Source organism: Tangfeifania diversioriginum (assembly GCF_900141875.1).
Taxonomy (GTDB): domain Bacteria; phylum Bacteroidota; class Bacteroidia; order Bacteroidales; family Prolixibacteraceae; genus Tangfeifania; species Tangfeifania diversioriginum.
On sequence record NZ_FQZE01000016.1, the window covers coordinates 37064 to 55729 of the forward strand.

Here is an 18666-nt window from a genome sequence, read left to right on the forward strand (position 1 = left end):
TTTTCAGCAATTTTTTTACCCGCAAAAAAAGGAAACTATTCACACGTACAGGTTTCCAAGCAATCAACAATCTGGCTTAAAACTTCAAATTTTAAATAGTAGTATGTGTTTTTGCCCTCTCGTTTGGAACATAAAACACCTTTATCCCTGAGAATACCGAGATGATGAGAGGTAGTTGACTGCTCAATCCCAAGCAGTTCATGTATTTGAGTAACGGTCAGTTTTTTACCTCCCTCGAGATGTTTTAAAATGGCAATGCGCATTGGGTGCGCAATGGCCTTCAGCATATTTGCAGCGGTCTCCAACCGATTTACATCTAACTCTCTGATTTCTACCATCCTTAGTAATAGTTTTAACAATGCAAATATATAAATATTTAAGGATAAAACTATGCGGTTTTGTTATTTAACTTCATTTTTAATAAAGGGCCGGAATTTTTTTTCATTTTACCGGCAAATATTCAACCAAATTATTCTATGTTCGTTGTTTAATTGCAAAATAAAGGGGTTTAGGCTGAATGAAAACTTTAAAGAAAATTAAATTACCCATAGAGCAGGAACTAAATAATTTTGAACCATATTTCAAAAAATCATTGCAAAGCGATGTTCCCCTTTTAGGCACCGTACTCAACTATTTATACCGCACCAAAGGCAAACAAATACGGCCGATGTTCGTGTTTTTGTCGGCTAAATTACATGGCGAACCCAATGAGTTTTCGCAGCTGGCAGCCTGCTCTGTAGAGTTGCTTCATTCGGCTACGCTTGTTCACGACGATGTGGTGGACGAATCGTACGAGCGGCGCGGCACTTTCTCTATAAATGCACTTTGGCGAAATAAAATGGCGGTTTTGATAGGTGACTACATCCTGGCCAAAGGACTGCTCCTCCAGTTAGAGCACAAAAAATACAACTTTCTGCACCTGATTTCAAAGGCTGTGCAAGACATGAGCGAGGGGGAAATCCTGCAGGTGAAAAAAAGCCGCAAACTCGATATTGACGAAGAGACCTATTTTGAAATCATCCGGAAAAAAACTGCTTCGCTCATTGCCACCAGCATGGCCATTGGCGCGGCTTCGGTCACCGACGATGAAACCATTCCCGAAAAAATGTACCGCATTGGTCAGGATGCCGGAATTGCCTTCCAGATTAAAGACGATATTTTTGATTATCAAAAAAAAGGAATTATTGGTAAACCTACCGGGAACGACATCAAAGAGAAAAAAATTACCCTGCCGCTGCTGCATCTGCTCAACACTTCCGAACCCGGGGAACGCAAACGGATTTTACGGTTGATAAAACGTAAGAACAAAAATTCGGCTGTAGTGGAGGAACTCATTCAGCTGGTTACCGAAAAAGGGGGACTGGAATTTGCAACTGAAAAAATGATTGAGTTTAAAGATAAGGCGGTAAAAGCGCTCGAAGAATTTCCGGAAAGTGAAGCCCGCACCTCGCTGATAGAACTAATGAACTACGTTACCACTCGTAAAAAGTAAGTTTACTCTTTCAGTTTCTGATTATTTTGATGACGCTCTTTGTCGCGGCTGGTTTTCTTTTCCAGGTTTTTGAGAAATGCCTGGTTTAAATCCACACCGGTTTGGTTGGCCAGGCAAACCAAAACCCACAGCACATCGGCCATTTCGTCGGCCAAATCGTATTTTTCATCCGATTTCTTAAACGACTGATCCCCGTATTTCCGAGCCATAATTCGCGCCAGTTCGCCCACCTCTTCGGTTAAAACGGCCATATTGGTAAGCTCGCTGAAATAGCGGACTCCATAAGCTTTTATCCAATCATCAACCAGTTGCTGGGCTTCATATATAGTAGTTTGTTTCTTATTCATGCTCAATAAATTGATAAAAATTATTATGACTGATTATCGCTGACCTATTTATCTTATACACATCTGAAAACGCCTTTGGAATTTTAAATTTTAATTTCTGATTCCATTTAAACTCATAAATATCAAGCTCCCCATCACACTCTTCAATATAATCAATTTCACTTTTTTGATGAGTTCTCCAAAAATAGGTATTTGCCTTCCTAAGATTGTAGTGATTTGATTTCTGTCTTTCAACAATAATGAAATTCTCCCACAAAGCACCTTTGTCATTTCGTAAATCCAACGGCCTGAAATCATTGATTAATGCATTTCGGATTCCTGTATCCCAAAAATAGATTTTAACTTTTGAAGATAACTCTTTTCTTAAATTTCGGCTGAAAGGTGGGAGCCTAAAAATAACAAAAGCTTTTTCAAGCAAATCAATATAATGAAGAATAGTTTTTCTGTCGATTTGTAAAAGATTAGACAGCTCATTGTATGAAACTTCACTTCCAATCTGAAAAGCAAGAGCTTGTAATAATTTTTGAATAAACTCAGGTTTCCTTATTTGCTGATATTCAAATATATCTTTATAAAGATAACTTTCTGATAAATTAAACAATATTTCTTTTTCAGCTCCCAGGTTATTTATTACATCCGGATACATTCCAAAAATGATACGCTGATTAAGCTGAGAAACAGATTCTAAAAAATTGGTGTGAACGACCAGCTCATGCCATGAAATGGGGAATAATCGGTATTCAAATTTTCTTCCCGTTAATGGTTCATTTATATTACTGGAAAGCTCAAATGCTGAAGAACCTGTAACAACAAGCTGAATATCTGTAATCTCATCAACAATAATTTTCAGCAACATTCCAACATCCTTAATTCGTTGGGCTTCATCAATGAATATTAGCTTTGCTTTGCCAAAAATTTGCTTTAGATAATTTATTGAGGGCTTCGCTAATTGTTCGCGGATATTCGGAATGTCAGCATTCAAAAAAAGTGCATCGGCTTTACTGCTATGAGAAATTTTTTTGATCAAGGTTGTTTTCCCAGTTTGACGAGCACCTAAAATAATTATAGCCTTACCTTTGTTAAGCTTCCTTTTGATTATTGTTTCAAGAGATCTGTCAATCATTTTTTAAATATTGGGATTATATTCCCAAAATTATATATAAAAATTGGGATTATATTCCCAAAAATATGCTAAAATGCGACAATATTGTTAATAAATGTTAAAACCCCTTCTGTTTCGAATCGATAATGATGGTAACGGGGCCATCGTTAACAAGCTCCACATCCATCATGGCACCAAACTTTCCGGTACCCACTTTTTTGCCCATTGCGGTTTCAATTTTCCGGATGAATTTTTCATACATCGGTACCGCAAAATCAGGTTTCGAAGCCCGGATGTACGACGGCCGGTTTCCCTTTTGGGTATTGGCGTGGAGCGTAAACTGGCTAACCACAATAACTTCGCCTCCAACATCTTTCACCGAAAGATTCATCACCCCGTTTTCATCGTTAAAAATGCGAAGCTGGGTTATTTTTTTTACCAGCCAGTCAATATCTTCATCGGTGTCAGCGTCTTCAATACCAAGCAAAACAACTAATCCTTTTTTTATTGAAGAAATAACTTCATTTTTAACCGTAACCGATGCTTTCGAAACTTTTTGAATTACTACTCTCATCTCATATTTTTTTGTACGAATTTAAAAATATTGAGTAACTTATCAACTTTTATTAATCAATTTTGTTTATTGATTAACATTGAAAATTGAACAAAAATCACAAATTAACCGACCATGAAAAAGAAATCATTATTTGGTCTTTTAGTATTCATAGTTATGGGTTGTGCTTCGCAACGGGGGCTCGATACCGACAGCATTACCATACAAACATCACCGGAGAATCCTTACAGTTCTTTGGAAATTGAATTTATAAAAGGAGAAGCTTTCAATCATCCATCGTTTGCTATCTGGACCGAAGATTTGGAAGGAAATTATATTGAAACACTTTATGTTACACAATATGTGGCCAAAGGACAATACGGACATAGCGAAATTGAACCCGGACGCTGGACAAACGAACCCGGCGAAGCCCGGCGCCCTGCCACGTTGCCCTACTGGGCACATAAACGCGGGATAAAAGCTCCTGACGGATTATACATTCCATCATCGGAAACTGAGGTGCCGGATGCACTGACATCGGCCACCCCAAAATCCAACTTCATGTTGGAAACAGCCACCAGTTATTCCGGAAACAAAAAATTCAGAGTGCTTATGGAAATCAACCAGGCATGGGATTCGAACCGCTTCTGGACCAACAACAAATTTCCGGGTAACAACGACTATTTTGGCTCGCTTCAGCCGGCACTGGTTTATGCCGTTACCATCGATACGCAAAATCCGGAAACCGAATACCATCTCAATCCCATTGGGCACAGCCATCCGACAGGAGAAAACGGCAAACTGTTTACCGACCTCACCACCCTGACCACAGCCAGGGAGATTGCCCACAAGATTGTAGTACGCTTTAAATAAAACTTCGTAATGAAAACAATGAAATACCTTCTTTTAACACTATTCATTTTGCCATTTTTTGCACAGGCTCAGGAAGCTTCTCTGAAAGGGCGGGTGGTTGATGCAGCCAACAACGAACCACTTCCGTTTGTAAACATAATTGTTTCGGGAACTGATATCGGGACAATTACCGATATGGATGGCAATTTTCTTATCACCGGACTTAAGCCGGGGTTTATTCGGGTTGAGGCTTCTTTTGTGGGTTACAAACGCGCTGTTTCTTCTGAAATTGAAGTGAGCGTAGCCAGTACTAATTCGGTTGAGATTCAACTGGAAGAACAGCAGGAACAGATAGAAGAAGTAACCGTAACAGCATCGCCTTTCCGGAAAACAGAAGAAAGCCCGGTATCGCTCCGGACAATTGGTATTGGCGAAATTGAAAAGGCTCCCGGTGCCAACCGCGACATTTCAAAAGTGATACAATCTTTCCCCGGGGTACAGTCCACACCGGCTTTTCGCAACGATGTAATCATTCGCGGGGGAGGCCCTTCCGAAAGCCGGTTTTACCTCGACGGGGTGGAAGTGCCGTTCATCAACCACTTCTCAACACAAGGCGCATCGGGCGGGCCGGTTGGTATTATTAACGCCGATTTTTTGCGTGAAGTGAACTACTATTCGGGCGCTTTTCCAGCCAACCGCGGAAATGCCCTCAGCGGGGTGCTCGAATTTTTCCAGGTAGATGGAAACGACGAAAGGCTTAAATTTCAGGGAGCAGTTGGTGCTTCGGAAGTTGCGGCCACACTCGACGGCCCATTAGGCGAAAAAACAACTTTCATTTTTTCAGCCCGGCGGTCGTATTTGCAGTTTCTTTTCAGTGTTCTCGAACTGCCATTTCTGCCCAACTTCACCGATATGCAATTTAAAGTACGCACCCGTTTCGACAAAAAAAATGAACTCACTTTTATTGGTCTGGGCGCTATCGATGTTTTCGATCTTAACCTGGGCATTGAAGACCCTGACGAACAGCAGCAATTTATCCTCAGCCAGATTCCCGTAAATGAACAGTGGAACTATTCACTCGGCGCGGTTTACAAACATTTCAGGGACAATAGTTACCAAACGGTGGTTTTGAGTCGCAGCCACCTGAACAACGGTGCTTACAAATATTTTGATAACGACGACAGTTCGGAAGAAAATAAAATTCTGGACTATTCTTCAGAAGAAATTGAAAATAAGCTGCGGGTTGAAAATACCACGCGTGTGAACGACTATAAAATTAATTTCGGGGGTAACCTCGATTATGTAACTTACACAAACGCCACACAGCAGAAACGTTTTTACAATGACGAGATTCTTGAAATCGACTATAATACCGGGTTAAATTTGGTGAAGTGGGCTGTTTTCGGACAGGTGAGCAAAAACCTGTTCAGCGAGCGGCTGTCGCTTTCGCTGGGCGTGCGTGCCGATGCCAACAACTATTCCACCGGCATGAGTAATCTGCTCGATCAGTTTTCGCCCCGTTTTTCTGCCTCGTACAACCTCACCACGCAGTGGAGCCTTAACTTCAACACTGGCAGATACTATCAGCTTCCGCCATATACCACGCTGGGATTTAAGCAAAACGATGTTTTTGTGAATAAGAACAACAACCTGAAATACATTTCGGTTGACCATTTGATTGGCGGACTGGAATTCAGGCCAGACCAGAATATTTTATTTACACTTGAAGGATTTTGGAAAGGTTACGACGATTACCCTTTTTCAGTGAAAGACGAAATAAGCCTGGCCAACAAGGGCGACGATTTTGGCGTGGTTGGCGACGAAGAAGTAATTTCGGCATCCGAAGGCCAGGCTAATGGTGCCGAGTTTCAGGCCCGTATTACTACCCGCAACGGTTTAAACGCCAACCTTTCTTACACACTGGTTCGCAGCGAGTTTAAAAATACTGAAGGAGAATACATCCCCACCAAATGGGATTCAAAACATCTGCTGAACCTAACAGCTACCAAAGAGCTTAAAAACGGCTGGAGAGTTGGTGGCCGCTGGCGTTTTGTTGGCGGGCTTCCTTATACTCCGTACGATTTGGAACGATCTTCGATGGTACAGGCATGGAACCTGTCGGGTGGACCGTACCTCGATTACGACCGGCTCAATTCCGAGCGGTTCAAACCATTTCACCAACTCGATGTACGCGTTGACAAATCGTTTTACCTCGATAATCTCACCGCAAAGTTTTATATCGACATTCAAAACCTGTATAATTTTCAGGCGGATCAGCAGGATATTATTGTGCGCGAACAAAACGAAAATGGAGAATTTTTACTCACCGACAACGGCACACATTACCAGTTGCGCCGGGTAGATAACACCACCGGAACGGTGTTACCCACTATCGGAATAATTTTGGAGTTCTGATTAATTCGGATCAAAAAAATTCCCCGGCCGAAACCAGGGAAATATTGTTTTGAAAATTGGTCTTGATACTTGAGTTTAAATCTCTAACAATCTTTATTCAGATATTCGGAAATGAAAAACCAAAAGTGACCGGATAAAGTTCCGGTCCGCGGTTGGTTTCAAACAACGGAACCATGCTGTAATTTACGAATACGCAGAAATCGCCGAACCCGATACGGCCTGTGAGGTCGTACTTAAACTTGCTGATGTTGAAACTGCTTTTGTTTTTTTCCTTGTCGTTTTTGTATTTGAATTTGGTATGCGAACCGATGTTCACCCCGCCAATTACACCACCTGCAAGGTAAAGCCGTTTATGCCCCATGCGCAGTGGCGTTTTTATTTCGAGCATTAGCGGAGCTGTCAGGTAACTCACATTCAGCTTCGTTTTTTTCAACCCGTCCGGATCCAGATCCACTGGCATTATTATTCCGTTTCCACCTGCTTTCTCAATAGTCAGCGGCTGGTCGAAAGTAAAATCCATAAAGCTGAACCCCAAGCCGGTTACCAGGCCAAAATTGTTGGCTTCGTTTTTAAACGCCCATTCGGCGAAATTCAGGTTCACCGTAATTGATTTGGCGTTGTGCAACTCCATAAAATCGGGAGGAACAACCGTATTGATGGTGTTGTAAAGCGAATAGTCGGTTTGATGATAATAGTTCATTCCTAATTCGAGACCGGCCCAATGGGGATTGAAACTGCCGGTCCATCTACTATCCCGTGATTCTTTATTTACGCTGATATGAGTTCCTTCCCAGCCTTCCACCACATCGAATGTACGGCGTCCTATACGAATGTGCGTGGTATCGCCCCATTCATCGGTAATCACTTCCACGCCATTGTTATTGCCCACTTTTACCTGCACTTTTTCACCGTCTTCGATAACAGTTACCACATTTTTATTTTTGGTTCCCACTTTTGTGGTATCGGTTTGTGCAGAGAGGTTCACCGCAAAAACAATGCATAAAATAAAGGTTGTTAATCGTTTCATTTTTTCTGTTTTAAAAGTTCTGTTGCTCTGACGGAAGGTGTGTCGGAAAAGTTACAGATGAAGTAAAAATTGTTCTTTTTGAGGGAAAGTGATTGAACTTAAATACCAATGATCAATTTTTCAAATAACAAATAAATCACAAATTCCATTCTTCAATCTGCTACTTCAGTTTGAAATTTGATTTTTTTGAAAAATTGGCATTTGTTTGTCCGAAGGACTCCAATGGAGATAGTTGTTTTTTGGGCATTTGGAGTTTCAAATACGATTTATTCCGTAACAACCGGTTCATTGTTGGTGGGAATGGAAAAAGCCAGCAACCGCGAATCATAACTGAGTTCTGTCACTTTCCCTTCTTCGTTGGTTTCGTAGTCGAAATTATCTTTTGAAATGCTGGAAATCAAATTCAGGCCAGCCAGTTTAATTTTGTTGAATGAAAAATTATCCAACCCGGTTTTTTCTTTCACCACATCGGCCAGAAAGCGCTCTTCTTCAATAACCTGGTAATTTTTGGGCAGAGTGATTGTCATAGCTGCCAGTGTGACTTCTGGTTGTTGCCGGGCTTGCAACGCAGCATCCCGGCTGTTGAGTTTTGGTGGAATTTCAACAGGCGTTCTGATTTCTTCAATGGTTTCCATATTTGAGTTTTCCTGAACCGGCTCGCGCAACGTTGGGGTGGCTTTGGGTTTTACTTCATTTTTCCTGTCCGCAGGAATTGCTTTTATCTCCTCAATCGGTTGAATATCGTAGGTTTCAGCTCCGGCAGAATTATTTCCTTTTTTGACCGGAACTTCACTGCCCTCCGGACTTTCAACCACGGCTACCCGGTTTTCAGAAATGCTAAAATCGGTTTGGTTGAAAAGAGTATAAAAGGCGAGCGCAACAACAAAAACCGCTGCCACACGCAACGACCACATATAAATTGTTCTTCCCGGTGAGCGGCGGTACAATTTATTTTTGTGCGCAAATACCACTGTTTTATCGGGTTGCAGTTTGGTATGCTGAAACAGTTCAATTTCTTTTTGTTTTTCCGGGTGTTTTAAAAGATAATTGTCAAACTCTTCTTTTTCTGAATCTGATAAATCACCTTCAACCAATGCAACTGCAGCCCGGTTGAATTCCTTTTCCGAATCGAATTTGTTTTTATATAATTTTTCTTTCTTGCTGAAAAATATGGCATCCGCATCCAGCGGGGCCGTGTCCATCATCGACAATTCCTCTTTTAAATCAGGATTCTCCTTCAAAAATTCCAGAAATTCATCCACGAGATTTTCATCCAGGTTTCCTTCCAGGTAATCGAGAAAATAGGGTTCGTAATTGCTTCTTGTAATTTTCATTTTCATCCTCCTCACTAAATTACTGTTTCCGGTTTTCCGATGTACTTTTTCAAAAATACCCGCGCCCGGTAAATGTAAACTTTCACCTGCGCTTCGCTCAGGCTGGCCATTTCGCCAATTTCTTTGTACGAGTAGCCTTCGTAATCGCGCAGCAACAACACCATCCGCTGCACTTCCGGCAATTTGTTGACGGCTTCTTTCAGTATTTCACTTAAATCTGAATAATTGTTTTCATGGCTTTCTTCGGGCAGGGACAAATCTTCTGAATAGGCTGATCTTTTTTCTTTTCGAATACGGTCTATCATGGTATGGTAGGCAGTGGTAAACAGGTACGATTTCACTTTGGCACCGTCAACATTCTCCACATTTTTCCAAAGTTTTTCGTAGCTGTCCTGCACAATATCCTCCGCTTTGTGCGCGTCTTTAATGCTTTTCACCACAAACCGGAACAACCGGTCGGAGTACTGTTCAACTGCCTCGTTGTATTCGTTTACTGTCATTTGCTTTTCAGTGCACTGTTCATTGGATAGGACGAACAAGTGGCTGAGATGTTACAGTGGTGAAAAATATTATTCGCAAATTAAAAAGGTTAAACTTCATCCCAACTTTATTATCTTTATATTTGAAAAAAATTGAAAATGAAAAAAATAAATTATACAGCAATTATAGAAAAAAGCGATGATGGTTGGTATGTAGGTCAGGTACAGGAAATTCCGGAAGCCATTGCACAAGGTAAAACGATTGATGAATTGAAAAAAAACCTGTTAGATGCACTCGATCTTGTAATCGATTATCACCGGGAACAAACCAACAGTCTCTATCAAGGACGCAAAATCATAAAACGAAAACTTAATCTCGCCTGATGAAGCGCAAGGCTTTTATAAAACACTTGAATGAAAACAACTGTATTTTAGTTCGTGAAGGATCCAACCATAGCTTATATATGAATTCAAAAAATGGCAAGAAATCTACTGTTGGACGCCATTCTGAATTATCAAATCAAATGTGTAAGATTATTTGTAAACAACTGGATATTTCACCAATCTAATAAACCCTCTTTTTGTAAAAAACCTTTATAGCCCCGGAAAATTCCCGGAGCTTCAATTTCTTTTCCTCTCCTTTGGAGAGTCCCGATAGCTATCGGGAGAGGGGCTCTTATACAATTTCCACCCAGCCGTGTTTATCTTCCTCTTCACCGTATTGAATGGCGCGCAGTTTGTTGTACAGTTTCGTACTCCATTCGCCAGCTTCTTCCTGGTTGCCGTATTTGAACCATTTATCGTTATCAGAATCGTAAATTCCTTTAATCGGTGAAATTACTGCAGCGGTTCCGCAAGCACCCACTTCTTCGAATTCGGACAGTTCTTCGTAAGGTACTTTGCGTTGTTCCACTTTCAAACCCATTTCTTCAGCCAGCACCATCAGGCTTTTGTTGGTGATTGACGGCAAAATTGAATCTGATTTTGGTGTGATGTACGTATCGTTTTTAATGCCGAAAAAGTTGGCCGGGCCGCATTCATCTAAGTATTTTTTCTCGCGTGCATCTAAGTAAAGCACTGCCGAAAAACCTTGTTCTTTGGCCAGTTTTCCTTCGTACATGCTAGCAGCATAGTTCCCGCCCACTTTGTATTTTCCGGTTCCCTGCGGCGCTGCACGGTCGTATTCGCGCATAATCACCAGGTTGGTGGGTTTGAAACCTTCCGGGAAATAGGGTCCAACCGGCATTACAAAAACGGTGAAGAGGTATTCATCGGCAGGTTTCACGCCAATTTGCGGACCTGTGCCAATGAGCAATGGACGAATGTACAACGCGGCACCGCTTTCATAAGGCGGAACAAAACGCTCATTCATCTTAACTGCACGTCGCACCGCTTCTGTGAACTTCTCCACCGGCAGTTTGGGCATCAAAATACCGTCGCATGAACTTTGCATGCGTTTGGCATTTTCATCCATTCTGAAAATGCGGATTTTACCGTCTTTCCCTTTAAAAGCTTTCAAACCTTCAAAAGCTTCCTGCCCGTAATGAAGTGCCGTAGCCGACATGTGAATATCTATCCGCTTTGATGAGCTGATTTCCAGTTCACCCCATTGTCCGTTGCGGTAGTAACAGCGGATATTGTAATCGGTATCGCGGTAGCCAAATCCTATGTTTTTCCAGTCTAAGTTTTCCATTTTGATTGAAATTAAATCGATTTATTATTTGAAGTCAGCTCAAAAGCTGATTGCGAGAACAAATTAAGAAAATTTTGCGGTATTGAAGTACGAGAATTGTCAGGTAAAACGAAAAATAACCGGAGTTTCATTTTCGTTTTCTCCCATTTGGGGAGATTAAGAGGGGCTTTCAATTTCCAAAAAATAACCATTGTGTTTCCGGATATTCAGCGCGGTGTTGTTTTCAAAAATCAGGTACTGACCTTTTATTCCTTTCAGAACTCCTGAAATATCGGGCGTTTTATCAAAACTCAGGCTTTTAACTTTTGAAGGATATTCCAAAACCGGATATTCTATTGAGGTGACATCATTTGTTTCAGTAAGATAATTTTGAAGCTCCAAAGGAAGCAGCTTACGAACTTTTCGTTTTTCTTCTGCAAGGTCGATATTTTCAGCCACTTTGTTTTTTAACATGGCCTGCCAGTTGGTACGGTCGGTAAAATGTTTTTTCAGGAAAACTTCCATTACACCGGCGATGTGGCGGTTGGGCGTGCGGGCAATTTCGATGGCAAAGCTGGCGCCCTGGTCAATCCAACGGGTGGGAATCTGGTGGTTGCGTGTCACCCCGATTTTCAGTTCGCTGGCCACGGCAAAATAAACCACATGCTCAATGAGGTCGTGCTTTTTGGCCCACTCCATATCGCGGGCAATGCCAAACTGCGATTTCGACAACTCGGGCCGCACCACCGACTCACTGGCTTCCGGAGCCGTTTGCAGGCAGTTGTAGCAAAATCCCTGGTTGAAAGAGCGTTTCGTCACCTTCCCGCACGAAATGCAGTTAATTTGCCCCGTAAAATGCATCGAAATTTCTTTGCCAATCAGCGCATTCATTTCAATTTTTTCATCGCCTACAGGCAAAAAGTAATTGACCGAACTGGCGAGTTCGGTGCGCATTTTCAGGATGTTGCCTTTGTATTGTGCCATAGTATTTTTCAATTGTATTTTCTTAAAACGTTTATTTCTATCCAGTGTTTGAAAAGGGGATCGCTAAATTCGTATTTTGTTTGCTTTTTTATAAGCATACCATTCATAGTCAACGATTTTAGCGATCTTGAAATATTTATTCCACTGTTTTTCAAGCTGGAATAGATATTTCTGTTATTCTCCGCGACAACCAATGCCGTTTTAAGTAACTCTTTTCTTTTCGAGAGCTCCTCCCATGATTTTTCGAGATAATTTTTTTCTGCATTGAGCATTGAATCAATTATTTCTTTAAAGTCAGGATTTTTGTTATTCAGGGCATTATAAATAATAATTTCCTGAAGAGCCAATTGCGAATAGTAAGGATGTCCATCGGTAAAATCAAGAATTTTGGTCAGTAATTTTTCATCATAATTTATCTTCTGAGCATCTAATTGGCTTTTATAAAACTTTAAAAATTTATTCTTCCCAATTTTCCCGAGATGTATGATTCTGGCAAACCTGTAAAATGGCGCTTTTTGCTCAATAAACAAACCCGACATGACAGATTCATAACTACCTGAGAAAATATAGGTGGAATTTTTATGTCGTTGAAGCCTGGAGCGAAAAAGCTTCACAATTTTGTTTCCGTCAAGTTTTTTTACGTCACCAAATTCATCAAAGGCGCAAACCATGTTCAAACCATATTTTTCCGGGAAATGATCAATAAAATCGATACTTTTTTCCAACAATTCCCAGTCATTCTCTTTCTGATTTGAAAATTCAATAATGAATTCAAAATCTTCTATCGCAGCTTTCATTTTTAAATTTTGAATCATTGCCAGGGCACTGTTCTTTGTTTTGGCAAAAATCTTATCGAGCCTACGATTTTTAAGCACGGATTCTGTAATCTGCGACGACAATATTTTCAACGAAGGAACCGAGAAGAAATCAATAAACGACGTGTATTGGTTTTGTTCATGAATTTTTGATAATATTTCGAGAACCAGCGATGTTTTTCCGTAACGCCGGGGCGCAATTAATACAATATTTTGGCCCAGCTGCAAAAGTTGAATAATGTACTTTATTTCTTCTTCTCTGCCTATAAAATTTTTACCTGTTACCGGATTACCCACCTTAAGTTTTACCATTGCATTCTTTTTATACAACAAATATAGTACAACACATGTATGATACAAAATTTGTATGGTACGTCTTTTGTATCATGCAAGATAATAATGAACACTGGATAAACTCCAGGGAAATCCGTTTCATATCCTAAGGATATCACTTGAACATGAATCGTATTTCACTATTTTCCCATTTCTTTAAACATTCAAATCCGCTGGATTTTGCGAAGAAATCGTTCTATCTTTAGACTTTAAAATCAAAATACTCCAAAAATGATTAATAATCCGAATCAAATTATTGAAGCTTTTTTGAAATGGTATGAAGATGATCCTCATAGATTAGATGAAGATGCCTATTCTGAATTACGTAGCAAAGATTTTCTTGAAAAATTAAGTCGTAATGACTTTATTGATTATTTCTTTCAATTTAAGCATGATGGCGGCAAAGTTCAATCATTAGGTTATCGGTCAGCTCCAAAATTTAAAAAGATGCTTGAATCGAAGTATATCGATTTTAGAGAATTTGCGCTAAAACCTTATGATGCTAATTTTAATTTGGATGATTGGCTTAACCAAGTATTTAATTTTCAATTTTTTGGCAAGGGTGGTTCCACTATTTATTTAAACAGAATTGATAAAAATAAGTATACAATTGTCAATAATAAGAGTCATGAAGCTTTAAATAAATTGGGATATAAAGTTTATGGGGATTTTGTATCAGAGTACCATGCAATAGAAAATGCTCAAAAAGAACTAATTGAGAAATACCCTGATTTAAAAAATTTTTACATAGCTGATTCGCTTACACATTTTTTAATTGGCACAAAAGAGGGTAAAAACTTTTTACCTGATGAAGAAAGTGGGTCACCCAAGAAATACTTTGGTGTTGAAGAAGGTGAATCCCAGGCGAATGAACAGAATAGTACTTCTAATCGTAAAGCCAACGTAAATAACATCCCCAAAAACCTCATTCTTTACGGCCCTCCCGGAACAGGAAAAACTTATAACACAATTAATCTGGCACTGGAAATTTGCGGAGTTGAAATTCCGGGAGATAGAAAACTTGCAGTGCAAAAATTCAAGCAATTATTAAATACAGGCCAGATTGTTTTCACCACTTTTCATCAAAGCATGAGCTACGAAGACTTTGTTGAAGGTATAAGACCTGTTTTAATTGAAGATGAAGAGAATACTGAGAAAACAGAAATGATTTACAGAAATGTGGAGGGTATTTTCAAATTGATATGTGAGAAAGCTAATGAAAAAGAAATTATTCAGGAAAATTCATTTTTCAAATTATCCGCTAAAAATCAGGTTTATAAAATATCTCTAAAAAGTGATAACCCATCTTATGATGTAAAGAAAAAATGTTTTGAAAAAGACGAAATAAGAATAGGTTGGGACGATACAGGAGATTTAGATAATATCTTTTTGAAGGGACAACAAAATGAAGTTTTCGAAAAACTAGGAAAAAATGATAAGAATTCTATCAAGTATTTTTATGAGTTAAAACAAGGCGATGTGGTTCTTGTTTTTCACGACCTAAAAACAATTGATGGGATTGGTATTGTTGAGGACGATTCTTATTTTTTCAATGGAGATTATCCTGAATTCAAACATGTTCGTAAAGTTAAATGGCTTTCAAAATTCAAGCCAATTCGTATTTTTGAATTGAATAACGAAACGAATCTAACACTCCCTACGGTTTACAGATTAAGCAGAATTTCAGTTGACGATATAACAAAATTGATTCAGGAAAAAGAAATTATTAAATCAGAACAAATAGAAAAAAGTGAAAAGAATTTTGTTTTAATCATCGACGAAATCAACCGTGGAAACATCTCCAAGATTTTTGGAGAGTTGATTACACTCATAGAAACCGACAAACGGCAGGGCGGCGAAAACGAGCTGGAAGTGGTTTTACCTTATTCCAAGTCGAGGTTTTCGGTTCCGCAAAACCTGTGGATTATTGGCACCATGAATACCGCCGACCGCAGCATTGCACTTATCGATACCGCATTGCGCCGCCGTTTTCATTTTAAAGAAATGATGCCACTTCCGAAAATTCTGGCTGAAAATGTGGAAGGAATTAATTTGCAACATCTTCTGACAATAATCAACGAACGCATCGAGTTTTTGTTAGACCGGGACCACACCATCGGGCATTCTTATTTTATCAGGGTTAAAACAAAAAATGAGCTTTGTGAAGTTTTCCGCGACAAAATTATTCCACTGCTTCAGGAATATTTCTACAACGACTGGGAAAAAATTCAACTGGTACTGGGCGACAAAGAAAGCTGGGAAAAACCCGAAGATCAGAAACTCATTCAAATTAAGAAAAATTATTCCGTTGATGAAGAGATAAAGCTTTTTGGAGTTGATGTGGAAGATTACGAAGACGAAAAAATTTACACAATTAACCCAGCATTAAAATCTGGAAATTATAATTCACTGCCAGCCGATTCATTCATCCACATTTACCAAAAATCTAAATAACAGGCATTGTAAAAATGGCAGCAGTCAAACATATCTGCGAGTTTGGTACAATCTGGAACAACCGGGAGTTTTACCCTGAGAAACCAACCGATAATTTTAACGAAGTTTATTTGGATGCCAAATCATTTGAAAGCCTGAAAAATTTTGTAGCCGAAAATAACGACCCCAGCTGCGAAATTGAACAGGCATTTTCGATACACCGTCGGAAAGGAAAAGATTTTATCCGTGTAAAAAATTACGTGGGCGTTATTGAAACTCGGCAGGGAACCGTAATTGAAATACTGCCCAAAATCCATCAGCCCTCAACTTCAAACGATTTTGAACAGATAAGAAAAAGCAAATCTTTGCTGCTAAAAATGCTGCGTACCTTCCGCAATTCACCATTTAAAAGCATTGATCAGGCCCATATAAAAACCGCCCGGTTGCCGGTTATTGAAATTTTCATTTCGGTTTTTTTGAAAGAAATGGAGGTTTTGCTCAAGCGTGGAATCAAGCATTTTTATTCATCGGTAGAAGAAAACCAGAAATACCTGAAAGGCCGGTTGCTTTTCAGCCAGAACTTAAAAAGCAACCTGGTTCATCGCGAGCGTTTTTATGTAAATTTCGATGAGTTCCGGGCCGATATTCCCCAAAACCGAATTTTGAAAACTGCATTGGTTTATCTAAAAAGAAAGAGCAAATTGCCCCGGAATGTCCGGCAGATAATCAGTTTGATTGATCTGTTCGATGAAGTAAAAATCTGTTCAAACCTCGAAAAAGATCTGCAACATTTGAAAGGACAAAACCGGTTGTTCAATTATTACGAGAATGCGTTGAAGTGGGCAAAGATATTTCTTCAGAATGAGTCGTTTACCAGTTATAAAGGTAAAAACCTGAATACCGCCATTTTATTTCCGATGGAAGTTTTATTTGAATCGTATGTGGCTTCAAAACTGAAACAATTTCAACCTCGCTGGGAAATCTCGGTTCAGGACCGAGGCCATTATTTGCTGACAGACCTGAATATATTCAGGAAAAAATTCAGGTTGAGGCCCGATCTGGTTATTCAAACCGGTTGCAAAACGATTGTTGCAGACACAAAATGGAAAATGGTCAACCAGCACCTGTCAAAAAACAATTATAACATTTCGCAGGCCGACATGTACCAGCTTTATGCCTACGGGAAAAAATACCAGGCGAAAAACGGCAGCGTTCAGTTAGCATTGATTTATCCGCATTGTGAAGATTTTTTCAAGCCACTGAAATTTAGGTACGAAGAAAACTTGTTAATAGATGCCATTCCCTACGATTTTGAAAATGAAGCTTCTTGTATGTTATTTTTGAATGATTTAATTTAAACCCTCGTCATTCGCCACACCCAAAATCCCCAAATAAAGCAGTTTGGCGGCATCTTCCATGATTTCGGGAGTGAGCACTTCCGGTGTGTCGCGCGGATCGTGGTAATACACCGGGTGTACCGAATTGCGGGTCCACAATGAAAAGGTGGGAATGCCGGCGTTTTCAAACAGTGAAGCATCCGAACGTGGTCTGCCGTAGTTTTTTCGCTGCTCCGATGCTGCCATTTCACGGTGCAGGTAATTGTTGTTGGCTGATTCAAAATGCTGAAACAGCTCGGGGTAACTTTTCCCGTTCGACACAAAAAATCCGGTGCCGTTGCCCACCATGTCGAGGTTGATCATCATCACGGTTTTATCTGTGGGAAACAACGGATTTTCAGTATAAAATTTACTGCCGTACAAGCCGCACTCTTCGCCGCCCAGCAAAATGAAAAGGATGGAGCGTTTTGGTTTTATTTCCGAAGTGGCGAACGCTTTTGCCGCCCCCAGAATATCGGAAACTCCCGAAGCATTGTCGAGCGCGCCGGGAAATATTTCACCCAAATAACCCTGGCCGTCGAGGTGGCCGCCTACAATAACCACTTCGTTTTTAAATTCAGGATCAGAACCTTCAATGAGCCCCACCACATTGCACGACCTTGCATTGGGGAAATACAGCGTTTCGGCGGTGATTGTAGCTGTCTGGTTTTCAGTAAATTCAAACGATGGAATTTTTTGTTCAGATAGCTCTTTTCTCACCGTTTTGTAATCCTTTCCGGCATCTGCGAAAATGCGATCTGCAATCTCTTCGCTGATATGCGCATAAACAAATCCATCAAGATTGACGGTGTTAGGGTTGGCAATTTTTCCGATGTAAAGCAAGCCGGCAGCACCGTGTTTTACTGCATTTCTGAATTTGTAGCGATGATAGGCATAAGGTGTCCATTTTGAAAGTGTGGTGTCGTTTTTTGAGTACGGAATTCCCGATTCCATCAAAACGATTTTTCCTTCCACATCCACATTTTTATAGTCGTCGTAACCCAGTTCGGGAGCAGTAATTCCGTGCCCCACATAAACTAGATTGCCGGAAACAGAACCAGACGCAGAATTGGAGCCTGGGTAATAGTCTTCCGGAAAATTCAGACTGATTTCCTGACCGGTTTCAGGAGAATAGGTGACGCTTCCTTCCGAAAAAACGTTGGAATATTCATTTGGGAAATACTGGAAATAACTGCCATTGTTTGCAGGCTGTACTCCCCATTCTTCAAATTTTGAGACACACCATTCGGCCGCTTGCAAATATTCCGGAGAGCCCGATAAGCGGCCTTTGTATTTTTCGGAACTCAGCTCTTTGGCAAAATCCAGGATTTCGTGGCTCGAAATGGAATGGAAACCCCGCAACAATTCAGCATTTTCATCCTGTGCCAGCGAATTAAAAAAGGAAAAGATGATAATTAAAATCAGAAGCCCAACTTTATGTTTCATTTTGTG

18 protein-coding genes are annotated in these 18666 nt (G+C 40.1%); 7 read left to right on the top strand and 11 right to left on the bottom strand.

The window, feature by feature from the left end:
• Nucleotides 1–35: 35 nt before the first annotated feature.
• Entirely contained in the window at nucleotides 36–338 is a 303-nt protein-coding gene (locus BUC07_RS11265) for an ArsR/SmtB family transcription factor (RefSeq protein WP_073169434.1), read from the bottom strand.
• Nucleotides 339–517: 179 nt separating this feature from the next.
• Between BUC07_RS11265 and BUC07_RS11270 the strand changes: the two genes are divergently transcribed.
• Nucleotides 518–1492 carry a polyprenyl synthetase family protein gene (locus tag BUC07_RS11270; protein ID WP_073169436.1) on the top strand — a complete coding sequence of 325 codons (975 nt, stop codon included), beginning with the start codon at nucleotides 518–520 and terminating at the stop codon, nucleotides 1490–1492.
• Between the two features lie 2 nt (nucleotides 1493–1494).
• On the opposite strand, the gene BUC07_RS11275 is transcribed toward BUC07_RS11270, so the two are convergent.
• The 3 genes from BUC07_RS11275 to dtd form a co-directional block, all read right to left on the bottom strand.
• Nucleotides 1495–1839: a nucleotide pyrophosphohydrolase gene (locus tag BUC07_RS11275; RefSeq protein WP_073169438.1), complete on the bottom strand. Its 345-nt coding sequence runs from the start codon at nucleotides 1837–1839 to the stop codon at nucleotides 1495–1497.
• Entirely contained in the window at nucleotides 1832–2962 is a 1131-nt protein-coding gene (locus BUC07_RS11280; protein WP_073169440.1) for an ATP-binding protein, read from the bottom strand. Before BUC07_RS11280 ends, BUC07_RS11275 begins: the two co-directional genes overlap by 8 nt.
• Before the next feature lie 97 nt (nucleotides 2963–3059).
• Entirely contained in the window at nucleotides 3060–3515 is a 456-nt protein-coding gene (dtd, locus tag BUC07_RS11285) for a D-aminoacyl-tRNA deacylase (protein ID WP_073169442.1), read from the bottom strand.
• 114 nt (nucleotides 3516–3629) lie between these two features.
• Between dtd and BUC07_RS11290 the strand changes: the two genes are divergently transcribed.
• Together BUC07_RS11290 and BUC07_RS11295 are read left to right on the top strand one after the other, a co-directional pair.
• On the top strand, nucleotides 3630–4367 hold the full coding sequence (locus tag BUC07_RS11290) for a hypothetical protein (RefSeq protein ID WP_139279548.1): 738 nt from the start codon (nucleotides 3630–3632) through the stop codon (nucleotides 4365–4367).
• A 9-nt stretch (nucleotides 4368–4376) separates the two neighbouring features.
• Nucleotides 4377–6761: a TonB-dependent receptor gene (locus BUC07_RS11295; RefSeq protein ID WP_073169446.1), complete on the top strand. Its 2385-nt coding sequence runs from the start codon at nucleotides 4377–4379 to the stop codon at nucleotides 6759–6761.
• A 97-nt stretch (nucleotides 6762–6858) separates the two neighbouring features.
• Here BUC07_RS11295 and BUC07_RS11300 read toward each other — a convergent pair whose 3' ends face one another.
• From BUC07_RS11300 to BUC07_RS11310, 3 genes are all read right to left on the bottom strand, one after another.
• On the bottom strand, nucleotides 6859–7788 hold the full coding sequence (locus BUC07_RS11300; protein ID WP_073169448.1) for an outer membrane beta-barrel protein: 930 nt from the start codon (nucleotides 7786–7788) through the stop codon (nucleotides 6859–6861).
• A 266-nt stretch (nucleotides 7789–8054) separates the two neighbouring features.
• Nucleotides 8055–9122, bottom strand: coding sequence for a hypothetical protein (locus tag BUC07_RS11305; RefSeq protein ID WP_139279549.1), 1068 nt, complete (start codon nucleotides 9120–9122; stop codon nucleotides 8055–8057).
• Between the two features lie 14 nt (nucleotides 9123–9136).
• Entirely contained in the window at nucleotides 9137–9622 is a 486-nt protein-coding gene (locus BUC07_RS11310) for an RNA polymerase sigma factor (protein ID WP_073169453.1), read from the bottom strand.
• Nucleotides 9623–9760: 138 nt separating this feature from the next.
• Here BUC07_RS11310 and BUC07_RS11315 point away from each other — a divergent pair, with 138 nt between their 5' ends.
• Both BUC07_RS11315 and BUC07_RS21645 read left to right on the top strand, forming a co-directional pair.
• Nucleotides 9761–9985 carry a type II toxin-antitoxin system HicB family antitoxin gene (locus tag BUC07_RS11315; protein ID WP_073169454.1) on the top strand — a complete coding sequence of 75 codons (225 nt, stop codon included), beginning with the start codon at nucleotides 9761–9763 and terminating at the stop codon, nucleotides 9983–9985.
• The gene (locus BUC07_RS21645; protein ID WP_073169456.1) at nucleotides 9985–10170 is read left to right on the top strand and encodes a type II toxin-antitoxin system HicA family toxin; all 186 of its coding nucleotides are present in this window, start codon (nucleotides 9985–9987) and stop codon (nucleotides 10168–10170) included. The genes BUC07_RS11315 and BUC07_RS21645 overlap by 1 nt, the downstream gene beginning before the upstream one ends.
• 107 nt (nucleotides 10171–10277) lie before the next feature.
• Here the strand turns inward: BUC07_RS21645 and BUC07_RS11325 are convergent, their stop codons facing one another.
• The 3 genes from BUC07_RS11325 to BUC07_RS11335 all read right to left on the bottom strand — a co-directional run bounded on the left by BUC07_RS11325 (nucleotide 10278) and on the right by BUC07_RS11335 (nucleotide 13384).
• On the bottom strand, nucleotides 10278–11294 hold the full coding sequence (locus BUC07_RS11325; protein ID WP_073169458.1) for a branched-chain amino acid aminotransferase: 1017 nt from the start codon (nucleotides 11292–11294) through the stop codon (nucleotides 10278–10280).
• Nucleotides 11295–11450: 156 nt separating this feature from the next.
• Nucleotides 11451–12257 carry a DUF2797 domain-containing protein gene (locus BUC07_RS11330; protein ID WP_073169460.1) on the bottom strand — a complete coding sequence of 269 codons (807 nt, stop codon included), beginning with the start codon at nucleotides 12255–12257 and terminating at the stop codon, nucleotides 11451–11453.
• Between the two features lie 8 nt (nucleotides 12258–12265).
• Nucleotides 12266–13384, bottom strand: coding sequence for an AAA family ATPase (locus tag BUC07_RS11335; RefSeq protein ID WP_139279550.1), 1119 nt, complete (start codon nucleotides 13382–13384; stop codon nucleotides 12266–12268).
• Between the two features lie 252 nt (nucleotides 13385–13636).
• Between BUC07_RS11335 and BUC07_RS21530 the strand changes: the two genes are divergently transcribed.
• Nucleotides 13637–15859 (top strand): AAA family ATPase, encoded by a 2223-nt coding sequence (locus BUC07_RS21530; RefSeq protein WP_073169464.1) that lies wholly within the window; start codon nucleotides 13637–13639, stop codon nucleotides 15857–15859.
• 14 nt (nucleotides 15860–15873) lie between these two features.
• A complete protein-coding gene (locus BUC07_RS11345; protein ID WP_073169467.1) occupies nucleotides 15874–17196 on the top strand; it encodes an McrC family protein in 1323 nt (440 codons plus the stop codon).
• Here BUC07_RS11345 and BUC07_RS11350 read toward each other — a convergent pair.
• Entirely contained in the window at nucleotides 17188–18660 is a 1473-nt protein-coding gene (locus BUC07_RS11350) for a M28 family peptidase (RefSeq protein ID WP_073169469.1), read from the bottom strand. The two genes, BUC07_RS11345 and BUC07_RS11350, sit on opposite strands and share 9 nt — an antisense overlap.
• Between the last annotated feature and the right edge of the window lie 6 nt (nucleotides 18661–18666).